Source organism: Bradyrhizobium sp. LHD-71 (assembly GCF_031157255.1).
Lineage (GTDB): Bacteria > Pseudomonadota > Alphaproteobacteria > Rhizobiales > Xanthobacteraceae > P52-10.
Genome location: NZ_JAVIFX010000011.1, coordinates 40,033 through 61,455, shown reverse-complemented (window position 1 = coordinate 61,455; position 21,423 = coordinate 40,033). Strand labels below are relative to the sequence as shown.

Genomic DNA, 21,423 nt, shown 5'->3' with positions numbered 1-21,423 from the left:
CCGATCAACCCTCGATCACGCCTCAATCGGCTCGAATATCAGGGTTGCGCCGAGCGCCGTAGCCGGTCCCGTGACGAGCGCGTTCAGATGCCGATACAGCGCGACGCCGTTGTCGCGCGCGCACGCTTCCAGCGCCTCTTGCCCGGCGACGCCGATGCGCAAGCCTGCCAGCGTCATTCCCTCACCATCGACCGAAAGAGTCACACCGAAACGGTCGCGGAAAGCCACCGGTTCGATGATTTCGACATCGCCACGCGGCGTCCGTGCGGCAATGCCGGCAGAGGTCGAGTGCAATTCCCGCTCGCCAGTAAAGGCCGAAAGGAAGACGTGATGATCGGTCGGGTTGTCCGCGATCAGTACGGCACCGAGAACGGCACGCGCCCCGTTTGTGTGTGACTGGAATTTTTCATTCCAGAAAACTCCCGGATTGTGCTGCTGCATCACCGCAAAGGCCGCATGCGGCGAGGTCTCGTCGCTTGCGAAGCCAAGCGAAAAGCCCACGGTCACGTTCGAGCCATCGGCTTGCGTTGCTTGCCGCGAAAACCGCAGTTCGCCGGAACAGCCGATACCTGCACTTGCAAGGGCCGAAACGTCCGCGGCGATCGCCTTGCTTTCAAGGATCAGCGTGGAGAATCCGTCGCCCCGGGCGATCGCGTCACGGTTGAATACGCCGAACAAGCGCGCGAGGTCCCGATGCTCGTCGTCGCGATCCAACAGGTGCGGCTCGGCGACATTGAGGATCTCGATGAAGAAGCCGGCAAGCTGAACGATATGATTGTGCGTACCCCACGGATGGCGGTTGCGCGCGCCGACCGTGAAGCCTGCGCGGCGGTAGAAATCTGCCGCCGTGTCAAGATCGCGCACGGCATGAACGATATGATCGAGACCGCGCGACATTTCAATCTTGCGAAACGCTCGATTACTTTACGGCCGAGAACGCGGTCGGAGCGAGCATCTGGTTGCTGACGCGCGCGACGATCGGACCATTCTTCTCGGTCTCCGCACGTGCCGTGAGCCACTCCGGATCAACCATGAACGCGCCCCACTTCTTTTCGCGCTCGGCAAGCGACTCCCAGGCTAGGAAGTACGTCAGGTGCTGGCTGTGCTCGCCAACCATCGTCGTGAAGAAGCCGGCCTGCTTGATGCCATGCTTTTCCCAGATGGCGATCGTCTTGGTCTCGAAGCGCTTGATGATGTCGGGAAGTCGGCCCGGCACAGCCTCATAGACACGCATTTCGTAGATCATGTTCCCTCCCGACGGCTTTGGTTCGGATGCCGACTGTGACACGGAGGTAACCGCCGCCGCAATGTGCTCGCAGGGAATAGCTGCATGCCGCGACAATCAAGCGAGACCCATGGGTGACGGCGGCAAACCGGCCCGAGGCCAAGTGGCATGCCTACGTGTGCCATCTGCTGCGGATCGCTGTCGTTCAGGGAGCCTGCGGACGCCCGGCCCTACACCAGCCGGCTCTGCACCACGGCCGCCTCGATGAACGATGCGAACAATGGATGTGGCTCGAACGGGCGCGACTTCAGTTCGGGATGAAACTGCACGCCGATGAACCAGGGATGATCCTCGTATTCGACGATCTCGGGCAGCACGCCGTCGGGCGAGAGCCCGGAGAAGCGCAGGCCGTGCTGCTCCAGCCGATCCTTGTAGCCGGTGTTGACCTCGTAGCGGTGCCGATGGCGCTCGGAGATCTCAAGCGCGTTGTCGTAGATGCCTGACACCCGGCTGCCGCGCTTCAACGTGGCCGGATAAGCACCGAGTCGCATGGTGCCGCCCAGATCGCCCGCCGCCGTCCGCTTCTCCAACTCGTTGCCGCGCAACCATTCCGTCATCAGACCCACCACCGGCTGCGGCGTGGGTCCGAATTCGGTGGAATTGGCGTCTTCGATGCCGACCAGATTGCGTGCGGCCTCGATCACCGCCATCTGCATGCCAAAACAGATGCCGAAATAAGGCACGTGCCGCTCGCGCGCGAACCGTGCAGCCTTGATCTTGCCTTCAGCGCCGCGCTGACCGAAGCCGCCCGGGACCAGGATGCCGTGCACATGCTCGAGGAACGGCGCCGGGTCCTCGCGCTCGAACACCTCGCTCTCGATCCAGTCGAGATTGACCTTCACTTTGTTGGCGATGCCGCCGTGGCTCAAGGCCTCGATCAGTGATTTGTACGCGTCCTTCATGCCGGTGTACTTGCCGACGATGGCGATCGTCACCTGCCCTTCCGGATTGCGGACGCGCTCGTTGATGTCGTTCCAGCTTTGCAGCGACGGTGGAATTTTCGGCTGGATGCCAAACGCGGCGAGAACCTCGTCGTCGAGCCCCGCGGCGTGATAGGCCTCCGGCACCGCGTAGATATTGTCGACGTCGCGCGCCTCAATCACCGCACTTTCGCGCACGTTGCAGAACAGACCAAGCTTGCGGCGCTCCTCCTTCGGGATCGGCCGATCGGTGCGGCACAGAAGGATGTCCGGCTGAATGCCGATCGAGCGCAGCTCCTTCACCGAATGCTGCGTCGGCTTGGTTTTCAGCTCGCCCGCACTCGGGATGAACGGCAGCAGCGTCAGATGGATGTAGACCGCGTGGTCGCGCGGCAATTCGTTCTTCAGCTGGCGGATCGCCTCGAAGAACGGCAAGCCTTCAATGTCGCCGACGGTGCCGCCGATCTCGCACAGGACGAAGTCGTAGCCATCATTGCCGTCAAGAATGAACTCCTTGATCGCGTTCGTGACGTGCGGCACGACTTGGATCGTCGCGCCGAGATAGTCGCCGCGGCGCTCCTTGGTCAGGATATCCTGATAGATGCGACCGGTGGTGATGTTGTCCTTTTTGGTCGCAGGCCTGCCGGTGAAGCGCTCGTAGTGGCCAAGATCGAGGTCAGTCTCCGCGCCATCGTCGGTCACGAACACCTCGCCGTGCTGATACGGCGACATCGTTCCGGGATCGAGGTTGAGATATGGGTCCAGTTTGCGGAGGCGGACCTTGTAGCCGCGGGCCTGCAGGAGTGCACCCAGCGCTGCGGAAGCGAGACCCTTTCCCAAGGAGGAAACCACGCCGCCGGTGATGAAGATGTACCGCGCCATGGGACCCAACCTTTAACCCCTCCAGCGCGATTCGCAAAAGCCAAACGCGGGTTTCAGGATCAATTCACCGATCCTGTTCGTGACAGTGAAAGCTCTAAGGAAATTCAAGCGGTTGCGCGCCGCCGCTCATATGCGGCTCACATAATCCCGCCGCACGGGCGTTGCAAGGCGGCTGTGCTATTGCGACTGCGGAACCTGTGGACCACCAGACGGCGCCTGCTTCTGCTGCTGTTCCTGCTGACGCAGCGCGTCGAGCACGCCGCCCGAACCGCCACTGCTGAGCGGCGGCGCCGGCGAGCCGGGCTGGCTCTGGGGCGCGGCCGGCGTCGTCGTATCCAAAATCGATGTGGGTTTTCGGTCGAGACCGGCGAGCCACGACAGAAAAAGACTGGTGAGGAAGAAGCCGACGGCGAGAAATGCTGTGGTGCGCGTCAACAGATTTGCGGTGCCGCGCCCGGTCATGAACCCGCTCCCACCGCCTGACCCCATGCCGAGGCCGCCGCCTTCGGAGCGTTGCAGCAGCACGACGCCGATCAACGCGGCGACGATCATGAGATGGATGACGATAATGACGGTTTGCATCGATCCTGTCCGGCGCAAGGCCTCATGGCCGCCGCGCGCAACGGCTTTCTTTGACCACTGACGATTTAAATTTGCGCGGTCTCTACACGATCGGGGTTGCGATTGCCACCCCGCCGCGCTCGTGCCGATTTAGGGACAAGCCGCAGCTATCGCAAGGAAATCCGCGGCCCTCAGGCTGGCGCCTCCGATCAGCGCGCCGTTGACATTGGCAATCGAGAGCAGTTCGGCAGCATTCGAGGGCTTAACCGATCCGCCATAGAGGATGCGAATGGCGGCTCCCTCGGCCGGGAACCGCGCCGTCAGCTTTTCGCGAATGAAACCATGGACTTGTTCCACGTCCTTGACGGTCGGTGTCAGTCCGGTGCCGATCGCCCAGACCGGCTCGTAGGCGATCACGAGGTTCTCTGTCGTTGCCCCGTCCGGCACTGACCCCGCAAGCTGGCGGCCAACGACTTCCAGCGTCTTGCCGCTGTCCCGTTCGGCGCGCGTTTCGCCAACGCAGACGATCGCCGTGAGGCCCGCGCGCCACGCTGCTTCGGTCTTCGCGTTCACCTGCGAATCTGTCTCGCCATGGTCGGCACGCCGCTCCGAATGGCCGACGATGACGAACCAGGCGCCGGCGTCCTTCAGCATCTCGGCGGAAATGTCGCCGGTATGCGCACCTGAAACGGCCGGGTGGCAGTCCTGCCCGCCGACCGCGACGACGGAGCCCCGTGCGCGGGTTGCAAACGCCTGGACAAGTGTTGCCGGCGGGCAGATCAACAGATCGGCCTTGGCGGCGAGCGGTTCCGAGGCTGCGATGATTGCCTGCAATTCGGCGGCCGAGGCCGCCAACCCGTTCATTTTCCAGTTGCCCGCGATCAGCGGGCGGCTCTTGCGTCCGGCCATGCTTTGTCGGTCCCGTTAACTATTGGTAATTCGGCCGTACCAGAGAGGGCTCGAATCCGCCAGTGTCCCCAACACAACACCGAGGTGGCGCCAGCGGCGTTTTGCCCCTGGTTGCGGCTGGCGCAAGGCATCTTTATTATGCAGATCAATCATAGCGATATCGCATAGGGCGTCGCTTTCACTCCATCAGACGACTGGATCTAATGCTTCGAGGAATTCGCACGGCCTCATCGGGCTGGCTTGGCAAAACCATCATGGCCTCCGTGATGGGCGTTCTCATTTTCTCCTTCGCCATCTGGGGCGTTGCCGACGTTTTCAGGGGATTTGGCCAGTCCACGGTCGCCAAGGTCGGCGATTCCGAAATATCGATCGATCAGTTCCGGCAGCTCTATAACGAGCGGCTGCAGATGATCGGCCGGCAGATCGGCCGGCCGATGTCGTCCGCGCAGGCGCGCGCATTCGGTCTCGATCAGCAGGTGCTGCAGCAGTGGCTTGCCGATTCGGTGATGGACGAGGCGGCGCGCCGCATGGGCCTCGGCCAATCGGACGCGGAGATCGTCCGGCTCATTCACAGCGACCCGACCTTCGCAGGCGTGAACGGCAAATTCGATCCGCAGCGGTTTGCGCAGCTCATCCGCCAGGTTGGCTACAACGAGCAGCGTTACATTGCCGAGCAGCGCAAGCTCTCTGTGCGACGGCAGATTGCAACGACCATCAGCAGCGGAGTCGAGCCGCCGAAGGCGCTGCTGGACGCCCTGCTCCGCTACCGGGACGAACTGCGCTCGATCGACTACGTGCAGCTTGGCCCCGCACAGGCGGGTAATGTCGGCGAGCCCTCGCCCGAAGCGCTCGCAAGCTACTTCGACGAACGCAAGGCGCTCTTCCGCGCGCCGGAATTCCGGAAAGTCGCCGTGGTGGTGCTGACGCCGCAGGACCAGGCCAAATGGACCGAGGTCTCGGACGATGAGGCGCGCAAGGTTTTCGAGGCGAGCAAGGCGAAATACGAAACCGCCGAAAAGCGCCATGTGCTGCAGATGGTGTTTCCGACCGCCGAGGAAGCAAATGCCGCCCGTGCCAAGCTGACCAGCGGCACGTCGTTCGAGCAACTGGCCAAGGAACGCGGGCTTTCGACGAGCGATTACGATCTCGGCACGGTGACAAAGTCCGGCATCCTTGATCCCGCAGTGGCGGAGGCCGCATTCGCGCTTCCTGAAAACGAGATCAGTCAGCCCGTCGTCGGCCGCTTCGGCGTGGTGCTGACGAAGGTCACGAAGATCGAGACCGGCGTCGCCGCGTCGTTCGACAAGGTGGCACAGTCGATCAAGAACGAAATCGCACTTGAGCGCGCCCGCGCCACCGTGCGCGATGTTTACAACAAGATGGAAGACGAGCGCGGCGGCGGCGCCAGCGTGATCGAGGCAGCAAAGAAGGTCGGCTTGCCGGTCACGACCATCGAAGCGATGGACCGCTCGGGACGTGCACCGGACGGCAAACCGGTCCCCGGCCTGCCGCCGACTCTGGATATCGTGACGCCGGTATTCACTGCCGACGTCGGCTCCGACAACGATCCGCTGCAGATCAATCGCGGCCCAAGCGACTCCGGCTATGTCTGGTACGATGTCCTTAACGTCACGCCGTCGCGCGACCGCACGCTCGACGAAGTGAAGGATCGGGTCATTGCCCGCTGGCGCGACAACGAGATCGAGAAGCGGCTGCGCGCCAAGAGCGACGAGATGGTTGAGCAGCTCCAGAAGGGACGCAAGCTCGCCGAGCTGGCCCAGGCCGCCGGCCTCAAGGTCGAGACCGCCGCCTCCTTCAAACGCGGAGCGAATGTTCCAGGCATGAGCGCCAATGGCGTCGAAGCCGTTTTTGCCGCCAACAAGGGCGACGCCGGACAGTCCGACGGCGCGCAGGCGGGACAGCGCGTTGTCTATGTCGTCACCGATATCGTCGAGCCGAAGGTCGACCTTACCTCTGCCGAGATCAAGGCGCTGCGCGACAATGTCCAGCGCACGCAAGCTGAGGAACAGGTGAACCAGTTCGTTCAGAGACTTGAGCGGGATTTCGGCACGCAGGTGAACGAGGCCGCGCTGGCGCAGGCCACCGGCGCACAGGCGGCGAACTGATCTTCCAGTGCGGCGGTTTTCCTCTCCGCCGGAACATGCTTTATGACCCGTCAGGGCGGCATTGGGCGCTGCCTGAAAGAGGTTGGGTTTGGGTCTGGGCGCAATGGATGATCTGAAAGCACTGATCGGCAAGGTCGCGACCGGAGCGGCACTGACGCGGCAGGAGGCCGCCATCGCCTTCGATCGAATGATGTCCGGTGAAGCCACCCCATCGCAGATGGGCGGCCTGCTGATGGCGCTGCGTGTGCGCGGCGAGACCGTCGAGGAAATCACCGGCGCGGTATCGGCTATGCGTGCGCGGATGTTGACGGTCTCGGCGCCGGCCGATGCGATCGACATCGTCGGCACCGGCGGCGACGGCTCCGGATCGGTGAACGTTTCGACCTGCGCCTCCTTCGTCGTCGCGGGCGCGGGCGTGCCGGTCGCGAAGCACGGCAACCGTGCGCTCTCGTCGAGATCCGGCGCCGCCGACGTGCTCGCCGCGCTTGGGGTCAAGATAGAACTCACGCCTGAGGAGGTCGGCCTCTGCATCCGCGAGGCCGGCATCGGCTTCATGTTCGCGCCGGCGCATCATCCCGCGATGCGCAATGTCGGCCCGACCCGCGTCGAACTTGCCACCCGTACGATCTTCAATCTGCTCGGACCGTTGTCGAACCCGGCGGGCGTGACACGGCAGATGGTCGGCGTCTTCTCACGCCAGTGGGTGCAGCCGCTCGCGGAAGTCCTGAAGAATCTCGGCGCCCAGTCGATCTGGGTGGTGCACGGCTCTGACGGCCTTGACGAGATCACGCTGACCGGGCCGACCGCGGTCTGCGCGCTTGAGAACGGCCACATCCGCAGCTTCGAGGTCACGCCGGAAGACGCCGGGCTTTCGCGCGCGAACGGCGGTGCGCTGAAGGGCGGCGATGCGGCAGCGAATGCTGTCGCCTTGCGCGGCGTACTTGAGGGCAAGACGGGCGCCTTTCGCGATGTCGCGCTGCTGAACGCTGCTGCAGCCTTCGTGGTCGCCGGCAAGGCGAAAGACCTCAAGGAAGGCGTCGCGCTCGGCGCCAAGTCGCTCGACAGCGGCGCGGCGCTCGATCGCCTGAGTCGCCTCGTTGCGGTCTCAAACACGTGACATAGCTTTAAGAGCGATGGCCGATATCCTGACGAAAATCGAAACCTATAAGCGCGAAGAGATCGCGAGCGCCAAGCGTGCGCGCCCTTTGATCGAGCTCGAGGCCGCGGTCAGCGCGGCACCCGCCCCGCGCGGTTTCGCCGACGCGATCCGCAACGTGCTAGCGCGCGGCGATTACGCGCTGATCGCTGAAATCAAGAAGGCCTCGCCATCGAAGGGCCTGATCCGCTCAGACTTCGATCCGCCGGAGCTCGCACGCGCCTACGAAGCTGGAGGCGCCACGTGCCTGTCGGTCCTGACCGACGGGCCCTCATTTCAGGGCAGCCTCGACTATCTGACGGCGGCGCGCGCAGCGGTCTCGCTACCGGTGCTGCGCAAGGATTTCATGTACGATACCTATCAGGTGATGGAGGCCCGCGCGTACGGCGCCGACTGCATCCTGATCATCATGGCGGCGCTCGACGACGCGGCGGCCCGCGACATCGAGGACGCAAGTCTCGCGCTCGGTATGGACGTGCTTTTGGAAGTGCATGACCGCGCCGAGCTCGAACGCGCGTGCAAGCTGCGCTCGCCGCTGCTCGGCGTCAACAACCGCAACCTGCGCACCTTCGAGACGACGCTCGCAACCAGCGAGGCACTCGCGCCGCTGATTCCGAAAGATCGTATTGCCGTCGGCGAAAGCGGCATCTTTACGCCGGCCGATCTCGCGCAGCTTGCGCGCGTCGGCGTTTCCACGTTCCTTGTCGGTGAGAGCTTGATGCGCCAGGCGGACGTCGCGGCAGCCACGCGCGCCCTGCTCGCGCACCCCGGCGCGCCGCAAACGACAGGAACGCGCTAGATGCCGCGCGGCCCTTCAGCGAACGAGAGATCGCTGACGCATATCGATGCGAAGGGTGAAGCGCGGATGGTCGACGTTTCAGAAAAGCCCGCAACCGAGCGTATCGCCGTCGCCGAAGGCGCGGTGGTCATGCAACCTGCAACGCTCGAGTTGATCGTCAAGGGCGACGCCAAGAAAGGCGACGTGCTCGGCGCCGCACGCATTGCTGCGATCATGGCGGCAAAGCGGACGCACGAGCTGATTCCGCTCTGCCACCCGCTGCTGTTGTCGAAGGTCGAGGTCGACATCGAAACGGACAGCAAGCTTCCGGGCTGTCGCGTGCGCGCCACCGTGAAGGTATCAGGTCAAACGGGCGTCGAGATGGAGGCGCTCACCGCCGTTTCGATCGGATGTCTGACGATCTACGATATGGTGAAGGCCGCCGACCGGGGCATTCGCATCGAAGGCATCCGCCTGGTCGAGAAGAAGGGCGGCAAGTCGGGGCATTTCAAAGCGAAGGAGTGACGCCATGGCGCTGATGCCGGTCGCGGACGCGCTGAATGCCGTGCTCGACGGAGCAGCCGGCCTTGCTGAGGAACAGGTCGGGCTGGACGAGGCGTTCGGGCGCGTGCTTGCGCGCGATCTGGCAGCGTTGCGCACCCAGCCGCCCGACGACATGTCGGCCATGGACGGCTACGCGGTGCGTGCGGCGGACGCGACGTTGTCGGCAAAGCTGAAGGTCATTGGCGAGGTCGCTGCCGGCCGGCCATTTGCACGCCCCGTGCAGGCCGGCGAAGCGGTCCGGATCTTCACCGGCGGCGTGATCCCGAACGGCGCGGACGCTGTGGTGATCCAGGAGGACACGACGCGTGACGGCGACTTGGTCACGGTCAACGAGGCCGCGTCCCCTGGCAAACATATCCGCCGCGCCGGGATCGACTTTCGCGCCGGCCAGATACTCCTGAAAAAATCGCACCGTCTCTTGGACCGCGATCTCGCGCTCGCCGCATCGATGAACCATGCGACACTGCCGGTGCATCGGAAACCGAAGGTGGCGCTGTTTGCAACCGGCGACGAACTGGTGATGCCGGGGAATGCGCCGGCTCCAGGCCAGATCGTCTATTCGAACGGCTACGCGCTGCGGGCGCTGACGCGGCACGAGGGCGCGGACGTCATTGACCTCGGCATCGCGCGTGACACCGTTGCGGAGACAGCGGCGGCGATCCGGCAGGCGATCGATGCCGGCGTTGACATCCTGGTGACGACCGGCGGCGCATCGGTCGGCGAGCACGATGTGGTGCAACAGGCGCTTCAGAGCGAGGGCGTGGAGATCGCCTTCTGGAAGATCGCCATGCGCCCGGGAAAGCCAATGATGCATGGGCGGCGTGGCGCGCTTCGCGTGCTGGGTCTGCCGGGCAATCCGGTCTCGTCCTATGTCTGCGCGATCCTGTTCCTGGCCCCCCTGATTCGGACGCTGACCGGCCGGACCGATACCGCCTGGCCGCTCGAGGACGCAGTCCTGGGGACCGACACGCCCGCCAACGACTTACGCGAAGACTACCTGCGCGCCTCGTTACAGGAACGTCACGGAGCCCCTCCTCTGGCCACCCCCGTGGGCCACCAGGACAGCTCCCTGCTCGCCAATCTCAGCCGTGCCGATGCACTTATCATCCGGCCGCCACACGCGCCGGCAGCCACCGCAGGCGCACCATGCAGGGTGCTAAGACTCCCCTCATGATCTGGCGCGGTCGCGCGACCCAAAATCCTTCTCCAAAATCCATCTCCGTTGACCAGAAATTAAGGGCTTGCAGAACACATATGGAACATATAGTGTTCGTTCATGATTTGTTTCTAGGTTTAGTCGAAAGATCGGAACCGGAGAACAATCGGAAACGGCCTTGAGGCCGGCGGGTCCCCCACGGACATTGGCCGGCCATGACAGATTTCGGGGGATTCGCCGACGATGCTGACGCGCAAACAATACGAGCTTCTGCGGTTCATCAATGAGCGGCTGAAGGAAGCGGGCGTCCCGCCCTCCTTCGACGAGATGAAGGACGCATTGGACCTGCGCTCGAAATCGGGCATCCATCGCCTGATCACGGCTCTGGAGGAGCGTGGGTTCATCCGTCGCCTGCCCAACCGTGCGCGCGCCATCGAAGTGATCAAGCTGCCCGAACAGGCGGCCGGCAACTTCGGAAACGGGCGGCGTGGCTTCACCCCGAACGTCATCGAAGGCCATCTCGGCAAGGTCCGCTCGGTCTCCGAGGATGAAGGCGGCCGTCCGGTCGCGATCCCGGTGATGGGCCGGATCGCGGCGGGTACGCCGATCGAGGCACTGCAGACGCGCAGCCACACCATCAATGTGCCTCCCGAAATGCTCGGCTCCGGCGACCACTATGCGCTCGAGGTGCGCGGTGATTCGATGGTCGAGGCAGGCATCCTCGACGGCGATGTGGCGATGATCCAGAAGACGGAGGCCGCGAACACCGGCGACATCGTCGTTGCGCTGATCGACGAGGAGGAAGCCACGCTGAAGCGCTTCCGCCGCCGTGGCGCATCGATTGCGCTCGAACCTGCGAACTCCGCTTACGAGGTCCGCATCCTGCCGCCGAATCGCGTGCGCATCCAGGGTAAGCTGGTCAGCATCTTCCGTCGCTACTGAAAGTCTACTGATCTTCCGGCGAAAGGCTGTCGACGGAAGGCGTCGCGTCGGTCGGACGCGACGTCGGCTGGCGGACCGCAGCATCGTTGGAATCGCTGGTAGCTTGGGCACGACGCGCCCACGGCCGGCTGCTTCCGGGAGGCTTGACGGCATCGACCACGAAAGCGCCGTCGCGGACGTAGAGCGCGACGCTGCCTGTTTCATTCAAGCGATCCTGTCCGAACACCAGAGCCTTGCAGCCCGCAGGCGGCGGCAGTGCCGTGACGATCACCGCGGCCTTCGCACAATCATCCGCAAATGCATTGAGGCGCTGTGCGATCGTGACGTAGCCTCCATTGGCTGTTCGTACCGCGCAGCCGGCGGCGTCGCATCGCGCACCGTGCGCAAGCGTCGCGTCGCCAGCCCCTCGGGCATCGGCATCGGCGGCAAGCCAGTCCTTGACGGCAAAAGCATCCTTCTTCGTCTGCATGAAACGCAGCTTCCCGTCACTCCCCCGCACCGCGACGCTCTGTCCGTCGCTGGCGATCAGAACATCTGGCTGCGGCGTGACGAGCGCCAGAGCAGCTCCGATCAGTATCGGCAGGGCGCCGCACCAGCGCAACGGCGTGCGCATGAGGGCGATGACGATCAGGCCCAAGGTCGCGAGCAGCAGCGGTAGCATGCCGAAGGCGGAGACCCGCCCGACGGCGCCCGGCAGTGCGGCCACCCATTGCGCGACCGAGATCATCCAGCCGATGCCCAGATCCATCAACCTCCAGAACACGCCGTCAAATCCGAACGGCATCGCCAGCAGTCCGAACAACCCCGCCGGCATCACGACTCCCGAGACGATCGGCATCGCCAGCAGGTTCGACACGAGGCCGTAGGGCGTCGCGCGATGAAAGTGGAACGCCGCGTAGGGCATGGTGGCAAGGCCGGCGATCAGCGAAGCGAGAGCAAGGATCGCCACCTCGCGCGCGCCCCAAAGCGCCGCACGCGCCGCGCCCGAATGATCTGCGGTAGAGAACAGCGGCCGGTCGCGATCCATGAGCGCGACAAGACCGAGCGTCGCCGCAAATGACATCTGGAAACTCGGATGCACCACGGCTTCGGGTGCAAGAAGCATCACGACCATCGCTGCGACCGCAAGTGTCCGGAAAGTGATCGCGCGGCGGTCCACCATGACGCCGATGAGAACCACCGCTGTCATCAGGAACGACCGTTGCGTTGCGACCTCCGCCCCGGACAGCAACAGATAGAACGCGGCTGCGACAAGCGCTGCGGCGGCGGCCCATTTCTTGATCGGAAATCCGACCGTCAACGACGGGATCAGCGCCAGTAGCGCGCGGAGCACGAAGAACACCGCGCCGGCGACGAGCGCCATGTGATAGCCAGAGATGGACAGGATGTGGCCTAGGCCCGATACGTACATCGCCTCGTTGACCGGCGAGGTGATCGCGTCCCGTTTGCCCGTGAGCAGCGCCGTCGCGATCGCGCGGGCGTCACCCGACAGTGTCTGACGGATGCGTGCATCGATCGCATCGCGCATGCTGTTGATCGCGACGGCATAGCCAAGCCACCAGCCGCCGCTCTCCGGCGCGGCAAGCGGCTTGATCGCGCCGAGCACAAAACCCGACGCGCCGATACGCTGAAAGTAGATGTCGCGTGCGAAATCGTAGCCGCCCGGGCGCAGAGCGGTGAAGGGCGGCGACAGACGCGCCTTCAACTCGACGTAACTGCCCACTGCAGGCGCAGTCCCCTTCTTCACCGACAGCCTGACGCGCTCGAGCTTGGGCAGTGTGTCGGTCGTGACCCGCGCAGGCTCGAACCGGTCGAGGCGCAGCACGAAGCGGTCACTGCGTTCACGTTCTTCGCGCACCTCGATAAAACCTGCGAGCGTAACCGCGAACATCGGCCGCGCCAGTACCCCGTGCTCGATCCGCGCAGTCTTCAGGCTGGCAGTGGCGAAACCTGCCGCAGCAGCGGCTGCGAGAGCCGCGAGCGCAAAATAGCGCGATCGCCGCGCAAGCCATGCAGCGACGACGAACACGGCTGCAACCAAGAGCACGATCCATACGATTGGCTCGCGATCGGCTGCAAAATAGGTCGCAATTCCCGCACCGAATGCGACGGCAAGCCACGGGAAAAGCCGGCCCTGCGCCGCTTCGACGACGAGCTGGCTCTTGATCCAGGCGGCGATCCGCACTGCGCGTGCACCTGCGCGATCGAGCCATGGCCAATCCCTGCGGCGTCGCCATGCGACGTCGGGAAGCCAGGTCTCGACCTTGCTCCTGCCCCTGCCCCACTGGACCACAACGCACTCCGCAACGCGTGACTGTGGCTAAGCCCCGCGGCTTTCCGCAACAGCAATCAACTCTTGCCAACTTCCTTCGCAAATGTGTCGCGCAATCCGACTGTCCTGTTGAAGACAAGACGGCCCGGCTTGGAGCCCGGGTCGCGCGCGAAATATCCCTGACGCTCGAACTGCATCGGTTCGGATGAATTCGTCTCCGCAATCGATGGCTCAAGTCTGGCGTCGCTCAGGACCTCGAGCGAATTGGGATTGAGGTCGGCGGCGAAATTCGCCACGTCCGGCGCCGGTTTGGCAAAGAGCTGATTGTAAACGCGTACCTCGGCCTGCACCGCGCTGTTGGCAGCGACCCAGTGCAACGTCGCTTTCACCTTACGCCCATCCGGCGCGTTGCCGCCGCGTGTCGCAGGATCATAGGTGCAGCGCAGCTCGACGATTTCGCCAGCCGCGTTCTTCACCACGTCATGACACTTGATGAAGTAGGCGTAGCGCAGACGAACCTCATTGCCAGGCGAGAGCCGAAAGAACTTCTTCGGCGGATTCTCCATGAAGTCTTCCTGCTCGATGAAGAGCTCACGGGCGAAGCTGATACGACGGGTGCCGGCCGTGGGGTCGTCCGGGTGGTTGACCGCTTCGAGCTCCTCGACCTGGCCTTCGGGATAATTCTCGATCACGACCTTCAGCGGTCGCAGGACCGCCATGCGCCGGCTGGCGGTCTTGTTCAAAACCTCACGGATCGAGAACTCCAGCATTCCGACGTCGACAACGCTGTTGGCCTTGGCGACGCCGATGCGCTTGACGAAATCGCGGATCGCGGCCGGCGGTACCCCCCTGCGTCGGAGCCCGGCGAGGGTCGGCATGCGCGGATCGTCCCATCCCGAGACATGGCCGCCGCGGACAAGCTCCGTCAGCACGCGCTTGGAAAGCACCGTGTAGGTGAGATTGAGGCGCGCGAACTCATACTGCCGCGGCTTCGACGGCACTGGAAGCTTATCGAGGAACCACTCATACAGGGGCCGATGGTCCTCGAATTCCAGCGTACAGATCGAGTGGGTAATGTGCTCGATCGCATCCGACTGACCGTGTGCGAAATCGTAGCTCGGATAGATCGACCACGTCTTGCCGGTGCGCGGATGCTCAGCATGCAGGATCCGGTACAAGACGGGATCACGCAGGTTGATGTTGCCCGAAGCCATATCGATCCTGGCGCGCAGCACGCGCGCGCCATTTGGAAATTCGCCCGCCCGCATCCGCCGGAATAGATCAAGGTTCTCGTCGACCGAGCGGTCACGAAAGGGGCTGTCCCTGCCGGGTTCGGTCAATGTGCCGCGCGCCAGCCGCATCTCCTCAGGCGACTGGTCGTCGACATAGGCGAGCTTGGCGCGGATCAGGTCCTCCGCCCACTCATAGAGCTGCTCGAAATAATCCGATGCATAATGGAGATGCTGGCCCCAGTCATAGCCGAGCCAGCGCACATCGGCCTCAATGGCGTCGATATACTCCTGCTCTTCCTTGGTCGGATTCGTGTCGTCGAAGCGGAGATGGCAGCGGCCACCAAACTCCTCGGCGACGCCAAAATTCAGTGAAATGGATTTCGCGTGGCCGATATGCAGGTAGCCGTTCGGCTCCGGCGGAAAGCGCGTCACGACGCCCGTATTCCGCTTGCTCTGCAGGTCGGCAGCGATGATATCGCGGATGAAATCGCGCCCTGCGTCCGCCTCTGCCGCTACCGCCGCCATGTCGTGCCAGATCCAGTTCCGTTCATAAGAGGCCTATGTGCCAAATCCAGCCCCGAGAGCCAAGCCCGCTGCGGTGCAACGAGCACTTTTGTTATGCCACGGACCACGCTATCTAGCGCCTAAATCAACACTATCGCACGGTAAATGACCAAATCTGTCGTCACGCGTTTTGCGCCCTCACCTACCGGCTTCCTCCATATCGGCGGCGCCCGTACTGCACTGTTCAATTGGCTGTACGCGCGCGGCCGCGGCGGCAAAATGCTGCTCCGGATCGAGGACACCGACCGCGAACGCTCGACCGAGGAAGCGATCGACGCGATCCTTGACGGGCTGAAATGGCTGGAACTTCACTGGGATGGCGAGGTTGTCCACCAGTATGCGCGCGCCGCACGACATCGTGAAGCGGTCGAGCAGTTGCTGGCGGCCGGCAGGGCCTACCGCTGCTATGCCTCACCGGAAGAGTTGGCCGAGATGCGCGAGAAGGCGCGCGCCGAGGGCAAGACCCGCCTTTACGATGGCCGCTGGCGCGACCGCGATCCGTCGGAGGCGCGCCCGAACGTTAAGCCGGTCATCCGTCTGAAGGCGCCGCTCACCGGCGAGACGGTGATCGAGGATCAGGTGCAAGGACGCGTGGTCTGGCAGAACGAGAACCTCGACGATTTCGTCTTGCTGCGCTCGGACGGCAATCCGACTTACATGCTGTCGGTGGTGGTCGACGACCACGACATGGGCGTGACCCACATCATCCGCGGCGACGACCATCTGACCAACGGTGCGCGACAGAAGCAGATCTACGATGCGCTTGGCTGGGAGGTGCCGATAATGGCACACATCCCTCTGATCCACGGGCCGGACGGCTCAAAGCTTTCAAAGCGGCACGGCGCGCTCGGCGTCGATGCCTATCGCGCCATGGGTTACTTGCCGGTTGCTCTTCGCAACTATCTGTCGCGGCTCGGTTGGAGCCACGGCGATCAGGAAATCTTCTCGACGCAGGAGCTGATTGACGCATTCGATCTGCCGGCAGTCGGACGTTCCGCCGCGCGGTTTGATTTCGCGAAACTGGAGAGCCTGAACGGGCACTACATCCGCAACTCCGACGATCGCGCGCTCGTCGCCGCGTTCGAGGATGTGCTGAAATTTGTACCGAACGGTTCCGACATTCAGAACAGACTGAACGATCACTCCCGTGCTCAGCTGTTGCAGGCGATGCCCGGCCTGAAGGAGCGGGCAAAAACCCTTCTCGACCTGGTCGATAGTTCAGCGTTCATCTTCGCCCCGCGACCGCTGACGATGGATGCGAAGGCATCGGCGCTGCTCAACGACGACACGCACAAGCTGATCGGCGATTTGAAGAACATTCTGAGCCAGGTATCGCCGTGGACAGCCGAAACAACCGAAGCAGCAATCCGCACCTTTGCCGAACAGAGTTCCCTCAAGCTCGGTGCCATTGCACAGCCGCTGCGCATAGCGCTGACCGGGCGTACGACGTCACCGGGAATTTTCGACGTGCTCGCGGTGCTCGGTAAGGACGAATGTCTCGCCCGGCTTGGTGATTTGTCGTCCGGTTAAAGGCCTGTTAAATGCCGGGTTTCAGCCATCTTGCGATGCAAACGGCAATAAGCTACGCAAGTGACCGGAGCCCTTCCCGCGGCCCAAGGTCGCGCTTCCAGCGACGACCTTCAGCCGCATCAGCCACCGAAAACGATCCGGGGAATTAGCCATGGACGCAAGCAATACAAGCAAGACCGCCACGCTGACGGTTGGCAACAAGAGCTACGATTTCCCGGTCAAGAACGGCACCGAGGGTCCCGACGTGGTGGACATCTCGACGCTCTACAACAAGGCTGGCATCTTCACTTACGATCCGGGGTTCATGGCTACCGCAAGCTGTGAATCGAAGATCACCTATATCGACGGCGATGCCGGCATCCTCCGCTACCGAGGCTACCCGATCGAGCAGGTCGCCCAAGGCGATTTTCTTGAGACCTGTTACCTGCTGCTGGAAGGCGAACTTCCGAACAAGGCCCAGAAGGCCGATTTCGTCAACCGCGTTACGAACCACACGATGGTTCACGAGCAGATGGCCCGCTTCTTCCAGGGCTTCCGCCGCGACGCACATCCGATGGCTGTAATGGTGGCCTCGGTCGGCGCGCTGTCGGCGTTCTATCACGACTCGACTGACATCAACGATCCACATCAGCGCATGGTCGCCTCGATGCGCATGATCGCAAAGGTGCCGACACTGGCGGCGATGGCGTACAAGTACACGATCGGCCAGCCGTTCATCTATCCGCAGAACTCGCTCGACTACGCGTCGAATTTCATGCGGATGTGCTTCGCCGTGCCTTGCGAAGAGTACAAGGTCAATCCCGTCCTCTCGCGCGCACTCGATAAGATCTTCATCCTGCATGCCGACCACGAGCAGAACGCCTCGACCAACACCGTGCGTTCGTCCGGTTCGTCGGGCGCGAACCCGTTCGCCTGCATCGCGGCCGGCATTGCCTGCCTGTGGGGACCCGCGCATGGCGGCGCCAACGAAGCGGCACTGAAGATGCTGACCGAGATCGGCGACGTGAAGAATATCCCGGCCTTCATCAAGCGCGCCAAGGACAAGGAAGACCTCTTCCGCGTCATGGGCTTCGGCCACCGCGTCTACAAGAACTACGACCCCCGCGCGAAGATCATGCAGCAGCTCTGCCATGAGGTCTTGAAGGAAACCGGCCACGAGAACGATCCGGTGCTGCAGGTCGCGCTGGAGTTCGAACGGATTCTGTTGAGCGACGATTACTTCATCAGCCGCAAGCTCTATCCAAACGTGGACTTCTACTCAGGTATCACGCTGAAGGCGCTTGGCTTCCCGACCTCGATGTTCACCGTGTTGTTCGCCGTCGCGCGCACCGTCGGTTGGATCGCGCAGTGGAAGGAAATGATCGACGACCCGAACTACAAGATCGCCCGCCCGCGCCAGCTCTACACGGGCGACGTCGAACGACAGTACATCCCGCTCGACAAGCGCAAATAACGGACGCAGGTCCACAGTCAGGGCCGGCGCCATTGGCGCCGGCCTTTTTCGTTCAGGCCTCGCTCGCACAAACTCTGCTATCTGCGGATGGTCGCGGCCACGGCGTCGGCCGCGCGCTGGCTCGGCGATCGTTCACCGGTCGACATGACGGTGTCGAGCCGGCCGAAGGCATCGAGCTGTCTCCTGCGGACCTGGCCGTCCTGCATGAGATCGCGCAGGGCCGGCGCCAGCCGGGCGGCCGTGCAGTCCTCTTGCAGGAACTCGGGCACGGCGTTCTCGCCGAGGACGAGATTGGCCAGGATCACCGACGGCACGCGCACCAGCCGGCGCGCGATGAATGCCTCCCACGCCGTTCCTCGATAAGCAGTCGCCATCGGCACTCCGGAGAGCGCGAGCTCAAGCGTCACGGTGCCGGACTTTGCCAGCGCCGCCCTGGCGATCCGAAAGGCCGCTCGTCGCTCATCGTCTCCGATCACGATGTGCGGCTGAACAGGCCAGTTCGCGCTCGTTTCGCGGATCAGATCGGCGAGATGTGGCAGCGCCGGCAGTACCGGCTCGAAGGCGACGCCCATGTCACGCAGTTGCGCCAGCGTTTCGCCGAACGGCTGCATGTGATGGCGGATTTCAATGCGGCGGCTACCTGGCAGCACGACGAGAACGGCCTCGCGCTGCCGCCGCTCCTCTTCCAAAACATTCGGCCGCAATACATCGAGCTGTTCGAGCAGCGGGTGGCCGACATAGGTGCATGGTGGTCCACCAAGGCGTTTGTGAACATCCGGCTCGAACGGCAGGAGCGCGAGCAGGCGGTCGACATATCGGCTCATGGCGCGGGCACGGCCTGGTCGCCAGGCCCAGACCGTTGGCGAAACATAGTCGACGATCGGGATGGCAGGATCGCGTCGCCGCACCCGCTTGGCGACACGCTGCGTAAAATCCGGGCTGTCGATGATGACGAGCACGTCCGGCCTGACACTCAGCACGCTGTCGGTCGTCTGCCTGATGCGGCGAAGGATCATCGGTAATTTACGCGGAATTGACGCCAGCCCCATGATCGAAAGTTCGTCGATTGGGAAAAGCGTTGCCAGACCCTGCTGCGCCATGGCGCGACCACCGACACCGGAAAACGTGACGTGGTCGCCAAGATTAGCACGCAGTTCGCGCATCAGATTGGCGCCGAGCCGGTCGCCGGATTCTTCCGCGGCGACCAGGAAGATGTTTGCTCGTTGCGCCATCCCGGGAGCGTTCATGCCACAGGTGCAGCCGGTTTGGCGGCGAGGCCCGTCAGGAACAGATGCGCCTTGTCAGCGGCCGCCACGACCTTTTCCGGCTCGGCCATCAGCGTGTAGCCGGCGACGATGGCGATGCCGCCAAGCCCCGCGGCCGCTGCGCCCTCGACCGTGCGCGGCCCGAATGTAGGCAGGTCGTACCGCACATCCTGCTGAGTTTTCGGCGCTTTGACCAGCACGCCGCGCCCTGCCCTCGACCTGATGCGTCCCTCGCCGCGGAGACGCTGGACACGCGCAAGCAGGGCGTCGGTGCCTTCGATGTCTTCCACCGCAACGACGTTGCCGTCGATCACCACCACCGCCTGGCCGACATCGAAAGGGCTCAGTGCGCGCAGCAGATCGAGACCCGTAGCGATGTCCGTTTTCGCGCCGTCATCGGGTTCGGTGCGCGTCAGAACGCCTTCAGGCATCACCAGATCCGGCGCGACCTCCTTCACCCCGACCATTCGGAATCCGTGCATTTCCATGATGCGGCCGATACCGGTGAGCAGATGATTGTCGCCGCCGCGAAAAGCGGCAATGATACGTGGCGTGACGCGCAAGGTGCCGAAATCCAGTCTGATCTCCGACAGGGCCGGACGAACAAGCCCGCCAATGAACATGACGTCGCGGCAGCGTTCCGCGCGTAGCAGTCGCGTCAGCCGCCCCAGTTGCCCAAGTGCGATCCAGTGGTGACGGTAACGCGTGATCCTTTCCGGATCGCAGAAACCGCGGATGCCGAGCACGACGGGTACGCGCCCCCGGGCAACCAGGGAGTCCGCAACTGCAAATGGAAGCGCGCCGCTACCCGAGACAATGCCGGTATTGAAATTGTCCGTGGCACCCGGCATCGCCATCAAGCCTCGAGTGAAGCCCGGCCGCTGGATTGCTTCGGAAGCACAAGCGATCGCTTTCCGTCCTGTCCGAGGAAATCGAGGATCTCGGCGATCGCCGGATCGCTTTCGCGCTCGTCCTGCAAGGCGGCCAACCTGTCCGCGAACGCGCCCCCACCGTGAAACAGCTCCTGATAGAACGAACGAACCTTGTGTAACCGCTCGCGCGTGAACTTGCGCCGACGCATGCCGACGATGTTCAGCCCGTCAAGGAACGCATACTGCCCATTGGCCAGTCCGAACGGGATAACGTCGCCACGTACGCCGGTCACGCCGCCGATCATCGAATTCGAACCGACGCGCCCAAACTGGTGCACGGCGCTCAAGCCCCCGATGAAGACATTGTCGCCGACGTCGCAATGGCCGCCGAGCGTGGCAGAGTTCGCAAAAATCACATCGTCGCCGACCCGGCAATCATGTCCGACATGGCTGTAGGACATGAAGTAACCTCGACGTCCGACCCGCGTCACGCCGCCACCACTGACCGTCCCCACGTTCATCGTTACCGACTCGCGGATCGTGCAGTTCTCGCCGATCTCAAGCATCGTCGGTTCACCACGATAGGCAAGCGACTGCGGCGCTGTCCCGAGTGATGCGAACGGATAGATCAGGGAGCCGGCGCCGATCGTCGTGCGGCCCGTGACGTTGACGTGTGAGAGCAGCCGGCAGCCGCTGCCGATCGTCACGTCCTTGCCAACGATGCAGAACGGACCAATCTCCGCGTCGGCCGCGACGCGCGCTCCATCTTCGATCCTGGCTGTGGGATCAATCGTCGCCATTTCACCCCTCATTGCCGCGCGTTACGGCGACACGCTGCAAGACCTTTCCTTGCGCGTATATGCAAATTCGATCGCCGCATGTGGTCATGAATTGTTACGCATGATGACGGTGTCCCGGTTCTAACGTTCGCATGCCGGGCTTGGCGCCAAGGGTAG

18 protein-coding genes are annotated in these 21,423 nt (G+C 63.4%); 8 read left to right on the top strand and 10 right to left on the bottom strand.

Annotation, left to right across the window (positions count from 1 at the left end; genetic code table 11):
* Window positions 1–15: 15 nt before the first annotated feature.
* The 5 genes from RCO31_RS13775 to tpiA form a co-directional block, all read right to left on the bottom strand.
* On the bottom strand, window positions 16–897 hold the full coding sequence (locus tag RCO31_RS13775; protein ID WP_308968973.1) for a VOC family protein: 882 nt from the start codon (window positions 895–897) through the stop codon (window positions 16–18).
* Between the two features lie 22 nt (window positions 898–919).
* Window positions 920–1,246 (bottom strand): NIPSNAP family protein, encoded by a 327-nt coding sequence (locus RCO31_RS13770; RefSeq protein WP_308968972.1) that lies wholly within the window; start codon window positions 1,244–1,246, stop codon window positions 920–922.
* 209 nt (window positions 1,247–1,455) lie between these two features.
* Complete coding sequence (locus RCO31_RS13765) at window positions 1,456–3,087, bottom strand: CTP synthase (protein ID WP_308968971.1); 1,632 nt, start codon at window positions 3,085–3,087, stop codon at window positions 1,456–1,458.
* 177 nt (window positions 3,088–3,264) lie between these two features.
* A complete protein-coding gene (secG, locus tag RCO31_RS13760) occupies window positions 3,265–3,669 on the bottom strand; it encodes a preprotein translocase subunit SecG (RefSeq protein WP_308968970.1) in 405 nt (134 codons plus the stop codon).
* A 129-nt stretch (window positions 3,670–3,798) separates the two neighbouring features.
* Window positions 3,799–4,557: a triose-phosphate isomerase gene (gene tpiA / locus RCO31_RS13755; RefSeq protein ID WP_308968969.1), complete on the bottom strand. Its 759-nt coding sequence runs from the start codon at window positions 4,555–4,557 to the stop codon at window positions 3,799–3,801.
* 203 nt (window positions 4,558–4,760) lie between these two features.
* On the opposite strand from tpiA, the gene RCO31_RS13750 reads away from it, so the two are divergent.
* The 6 genes from RCO31_RS13750 to lexA all read left to right on the top strand — a co-directional run bounded on the left by RCO31_RS13750 (window position 4,761) and on the right by lexA (window position 11,279).
* Entirely contained in the window at window positions 4,761–6,683 is a 1,923-nt protein-coding gene (locus tag RCO31_RS13750) for a SurA N-terminal domain-containing protein (RefSeq protein WP_308968968.1), read from the top strand.
* A gap of 103 nt (window positions 6,684–6,786) precedes the next feature.
* Window positions 6,787–7,800 (top strand): anthranilate phosphoribosyltransferase, encoded by a 1,014-nt coding sequence (trpD, locus tag RCO31_RS13745; RefSeq protein ID WP_308968967.1) that lies wholly within the window; start codon window positions 6,787–6,789, stop codon window positions 7,798–7,800.
* Window positions 7,801–7,816: 16 nt separating this feature from the next.
* The gene (gene trpC / locus RCO31_RS13740; protein WP_308968966.1) at window positions 7,817–8,638 is read left to right on the top strand and encodes an indole-3-glycerol phosphate synthase TrpC; all 822 of its coding nucleotides are present in this window, start codon (window positions 7,817–7,819) and stop codon (window positions 8,636–8,638) included.
* Window positions 8,639–9,142: a cyclic pyranopterin monophosphate synthase MoaC gene (gene moaC / locus RCO31_RS13735; protein WP_308968965.1), complete on the top strand. Its 504-nt coding sequence runs from the start codon at window positions 8,639–8,641 to the stop codon at window positions 9,140–9,142.
* A gap of 4 nt (window positions 9,143–9,146) precedes the next feature.
* Window positions 9,147–10,355, top strand: a complete 1,209-nt coding sequence (gene glp, locus RCO31_RS13730; protein WP_308968964.1) for a gephyrin-like molybdotransferase Glp — start codon at window positions 9,147–9,149, stop codon at window positions 10,353–10,355.
* 225 nt (window positions 10,356–10,580) lie between these two features.
* Window positions 10,581–11,279 carry a transcriptional repressor LexA gene (lexA, locus tag RCO31_RS13725; protein ID WP_308968963.1) on the top strand — a complete coding sequence of 233 codons (699 nt, stop codon included), beginning with the start codon at window positions 10,581–10,583 and terminating at the stop codon, window positions 11,277–11,279.
* 4 nt (window positions 11,280–11,283) lie between these two features.
* Here the strand turns inward: lexA and RCO31_RS13720 are convergent, their stop codons facing one another.
* Together RCO31_RS13720 and RCO31_RS13715 are read right to left on the bottom strand one after the other, a co-directional pair.
* The gene (locus RCO31_RS13720) at window positions 11,284–13,572 is read right to left on the bottom strand and encodes a ComEC/Rec2 family competence protein (protein ID WP_374991477.1); all 2,289 of its coding nucleotides are present in this window, start codon (window positions 13,570–13,572) and stop codon (window positions 11,284–11,286) included.
* A 56-nt stretch (window positions 13,573–13,628) separates the two neighbouring features.
* Complete coding sequence (locus tag RCO31_RS13715; protein ID WP_308968962.1) at window positions 13,629–15,308, bottom strand: glutamine--tRNA ligase/YqeY domain fusion protein; 1,680 nt, start codon at window positions 15,306–15,308, stop codon at window positions 13,629–13,631.
* 144 nt (window positions 15,309–15,452) lie between these two features.
* On the opposite strand from RCO31_RS13715, the gene gltX reads away from it, so the two are divergent.
* Window positions 15,453–16,877: a glutamate--tRNA ligase gene (gene gltX, locus RCO31_RS13710; protein WP_308968961.1), complete on the top strand. Its 1,425-nt coding sequence runs from the start codon at window positions 15,453–15,455 to the stop codon at window positions 16,875–16,877.
* 151 nt (window positions 16,878–17,028) lie between these two features.
* Window positions 17,029–18,330: a citrate synthase gene (gene gltA / locus RCO31_RS13705; RefSeq protein ID WP_308968960.1), complete on the top strand. Its 1,302-nt coding sequence runs from the start codon at window positions 17,029–17,031 to the stop codon at window positions 18,328–18,330.
* A 77-nt stretch (window positions 18,331–18,407) separates the two neighbouring features.
* Here the strand turns inward: gltA and lpxB are convergent, their stop codons facing one another.
* From lpxB to lpxA, 3 genes are read right to left on the bottom strand one after another with little or no spacing between them, the layout of a single operon-like run.
* The gene (lpxB, locus tag RCO31_RS13700; protein WP_374991476.1) at window positions 18,408–19,577 is read right to left on the bottom strand and encodes a lipid-A-disaccharide synthase; all 1,170 of its coding nucleotides are present in this window, start codon (window positions 19,575–19,577) and stop codon (window positions 18,408–18,410) included.
* A complete protein-coding gene (locus tag RCO31_RS13695; protein ID WP_308968958.1) occupies window positions 19,574–20,452 on the bottom strand; it encodes a UDP-2,3-diacylglucosamine diphosphatase LpxI domain-containing protein in 879 nt (292 codons plus the stop codon). The genes lpxB and RCO31_RS13695 overlap by 4 nt, the downstream gene beginning before the upstream one ends.
* Window positions 20,452–21,267, bottom strand: a complete 816-nt coding sequence (gene lpxA, locus RCO31_RS13690) for an acyl-ACP--UDP-N-acetylglucosamine O-acyltransferase (protein ID WP_308968957.1) — start codon at window positions 21,265–21,267, stop codon at window positions 20,452–20,454. Before lpxA ends, RCO31_RS13695 begins: the two co-directional genes overlap by 1 nt.
* Window positions 21,268–21,423: the final 156 nt, after the last annotated feature.

Coding starts and splice junctions, on each gene's coding strand:
- RCO31_RS13775 (WP_308968973.1), bottom strand. CDS start 897: ATGTCGCGCGGTCTCGATCATATCGTTCATGCCGTGCGCGATCTTGAC.
- RCO31_RS13770 (WP_308968972.1), bottom strand. CDS start 1,246: ATGATCTACGAAATGCGTGTCTATGAGGCTGTGCCGGGCCGACTTCCC.
- RCO31_RS13765 (WP_308968971.1), bottom strand. CDS start 3,087: ATGGCGCGGTACATCTTCATCACCGGCGGCGTGGTTTCCTCCTTGGGA.
- secG (WP_308968970.1), bottom strand. CDS start 3,669: ATGCAAACCGTCATTATCGTCATCCATCTCATGATCGTCGCCGCGTTG.
- tpiA (WP_308968969.1), bottom strand. CDS start 4,557: ATGGCCGGACGCAAGAGCCGCCCGCTGATCGCGGGCAACTGGAAAATG.
- RCO31_RS13750 (WP_308968968.1), top strand. CDS start 4,761: ATGCTTCGAGGAATTCGCACGGCCTCATCGGGCTGGCTTGGCAAAACC.
- trpD (WP_308968967.1), top strand. CDS start 6,787: ATGGATGATCTGAAAGCACTGATCGGCAAGGTCGCGACCGGAGCGGCA.
- trpC (WP_308968966.1), top strand. CDS start 7,817: ATGGCCGATATCCTGACGAAAATCGAAACCTATAAGCGCGAAGAGATC.
- moaC (WP_308968965.1), top strand. CDS start 8,639: ATGCCGCGCGGCCCTTCAGCGAACGAGAGATCGCTGACGCATATCGAT.
- glp (WP_308968964.1), top strand. CDS start 9,147: ATGGCGCTGATGCCGGTCGCGGACGCGCTGAATGCCGTGCTCGACGGA.
- lexA (WP_308968963.1), top strand. CDS start 10,581: ATGCTGACGCGCAAACAATACGAGCTTCTGCGGTTCATCAATGAGCGG.
- RCO31_RS13715 (WP_308968962.1), bottom strand. CDS start 15,308: ATGGCGGCGGTAGCGGCAGAGGCGGACGCAGGGCGCGATTTCATCCGC.
- gltX (WP_308968961.1), top strand. CDS start 15,453: ATGACCAAATCTGTCGTCACGCGTTTTGCGCCCTCACCTACCGGCTTC.
- gltA (WP_308968960.1), top strand. CDS start 17,029: ATGGACGCAAGCAATACAAGCAAGACCGCCACGCTGACGGTTGGCAAC.
- lpxB (WP_374991476.1), bottom strand. CDS start 19,577: ATGAACGCTCCCGGGATGGCGCAACGAGCAAACATCTTCCTGGTCGCC.
- RCO31_RS13695 (WP_308968958.1), bottom strand. CDS start 20,452: ATGGCGATGCCGGGTGCCACGGACAATTTCAATACCGGCATTGTCTCG.
- lpxA (WP_308968957.1), bottom strand. CDS start 21,267: ATGGCGACGATTGATCCCACAGCCAGGATCGAAGATGGAGCGCGCGTC.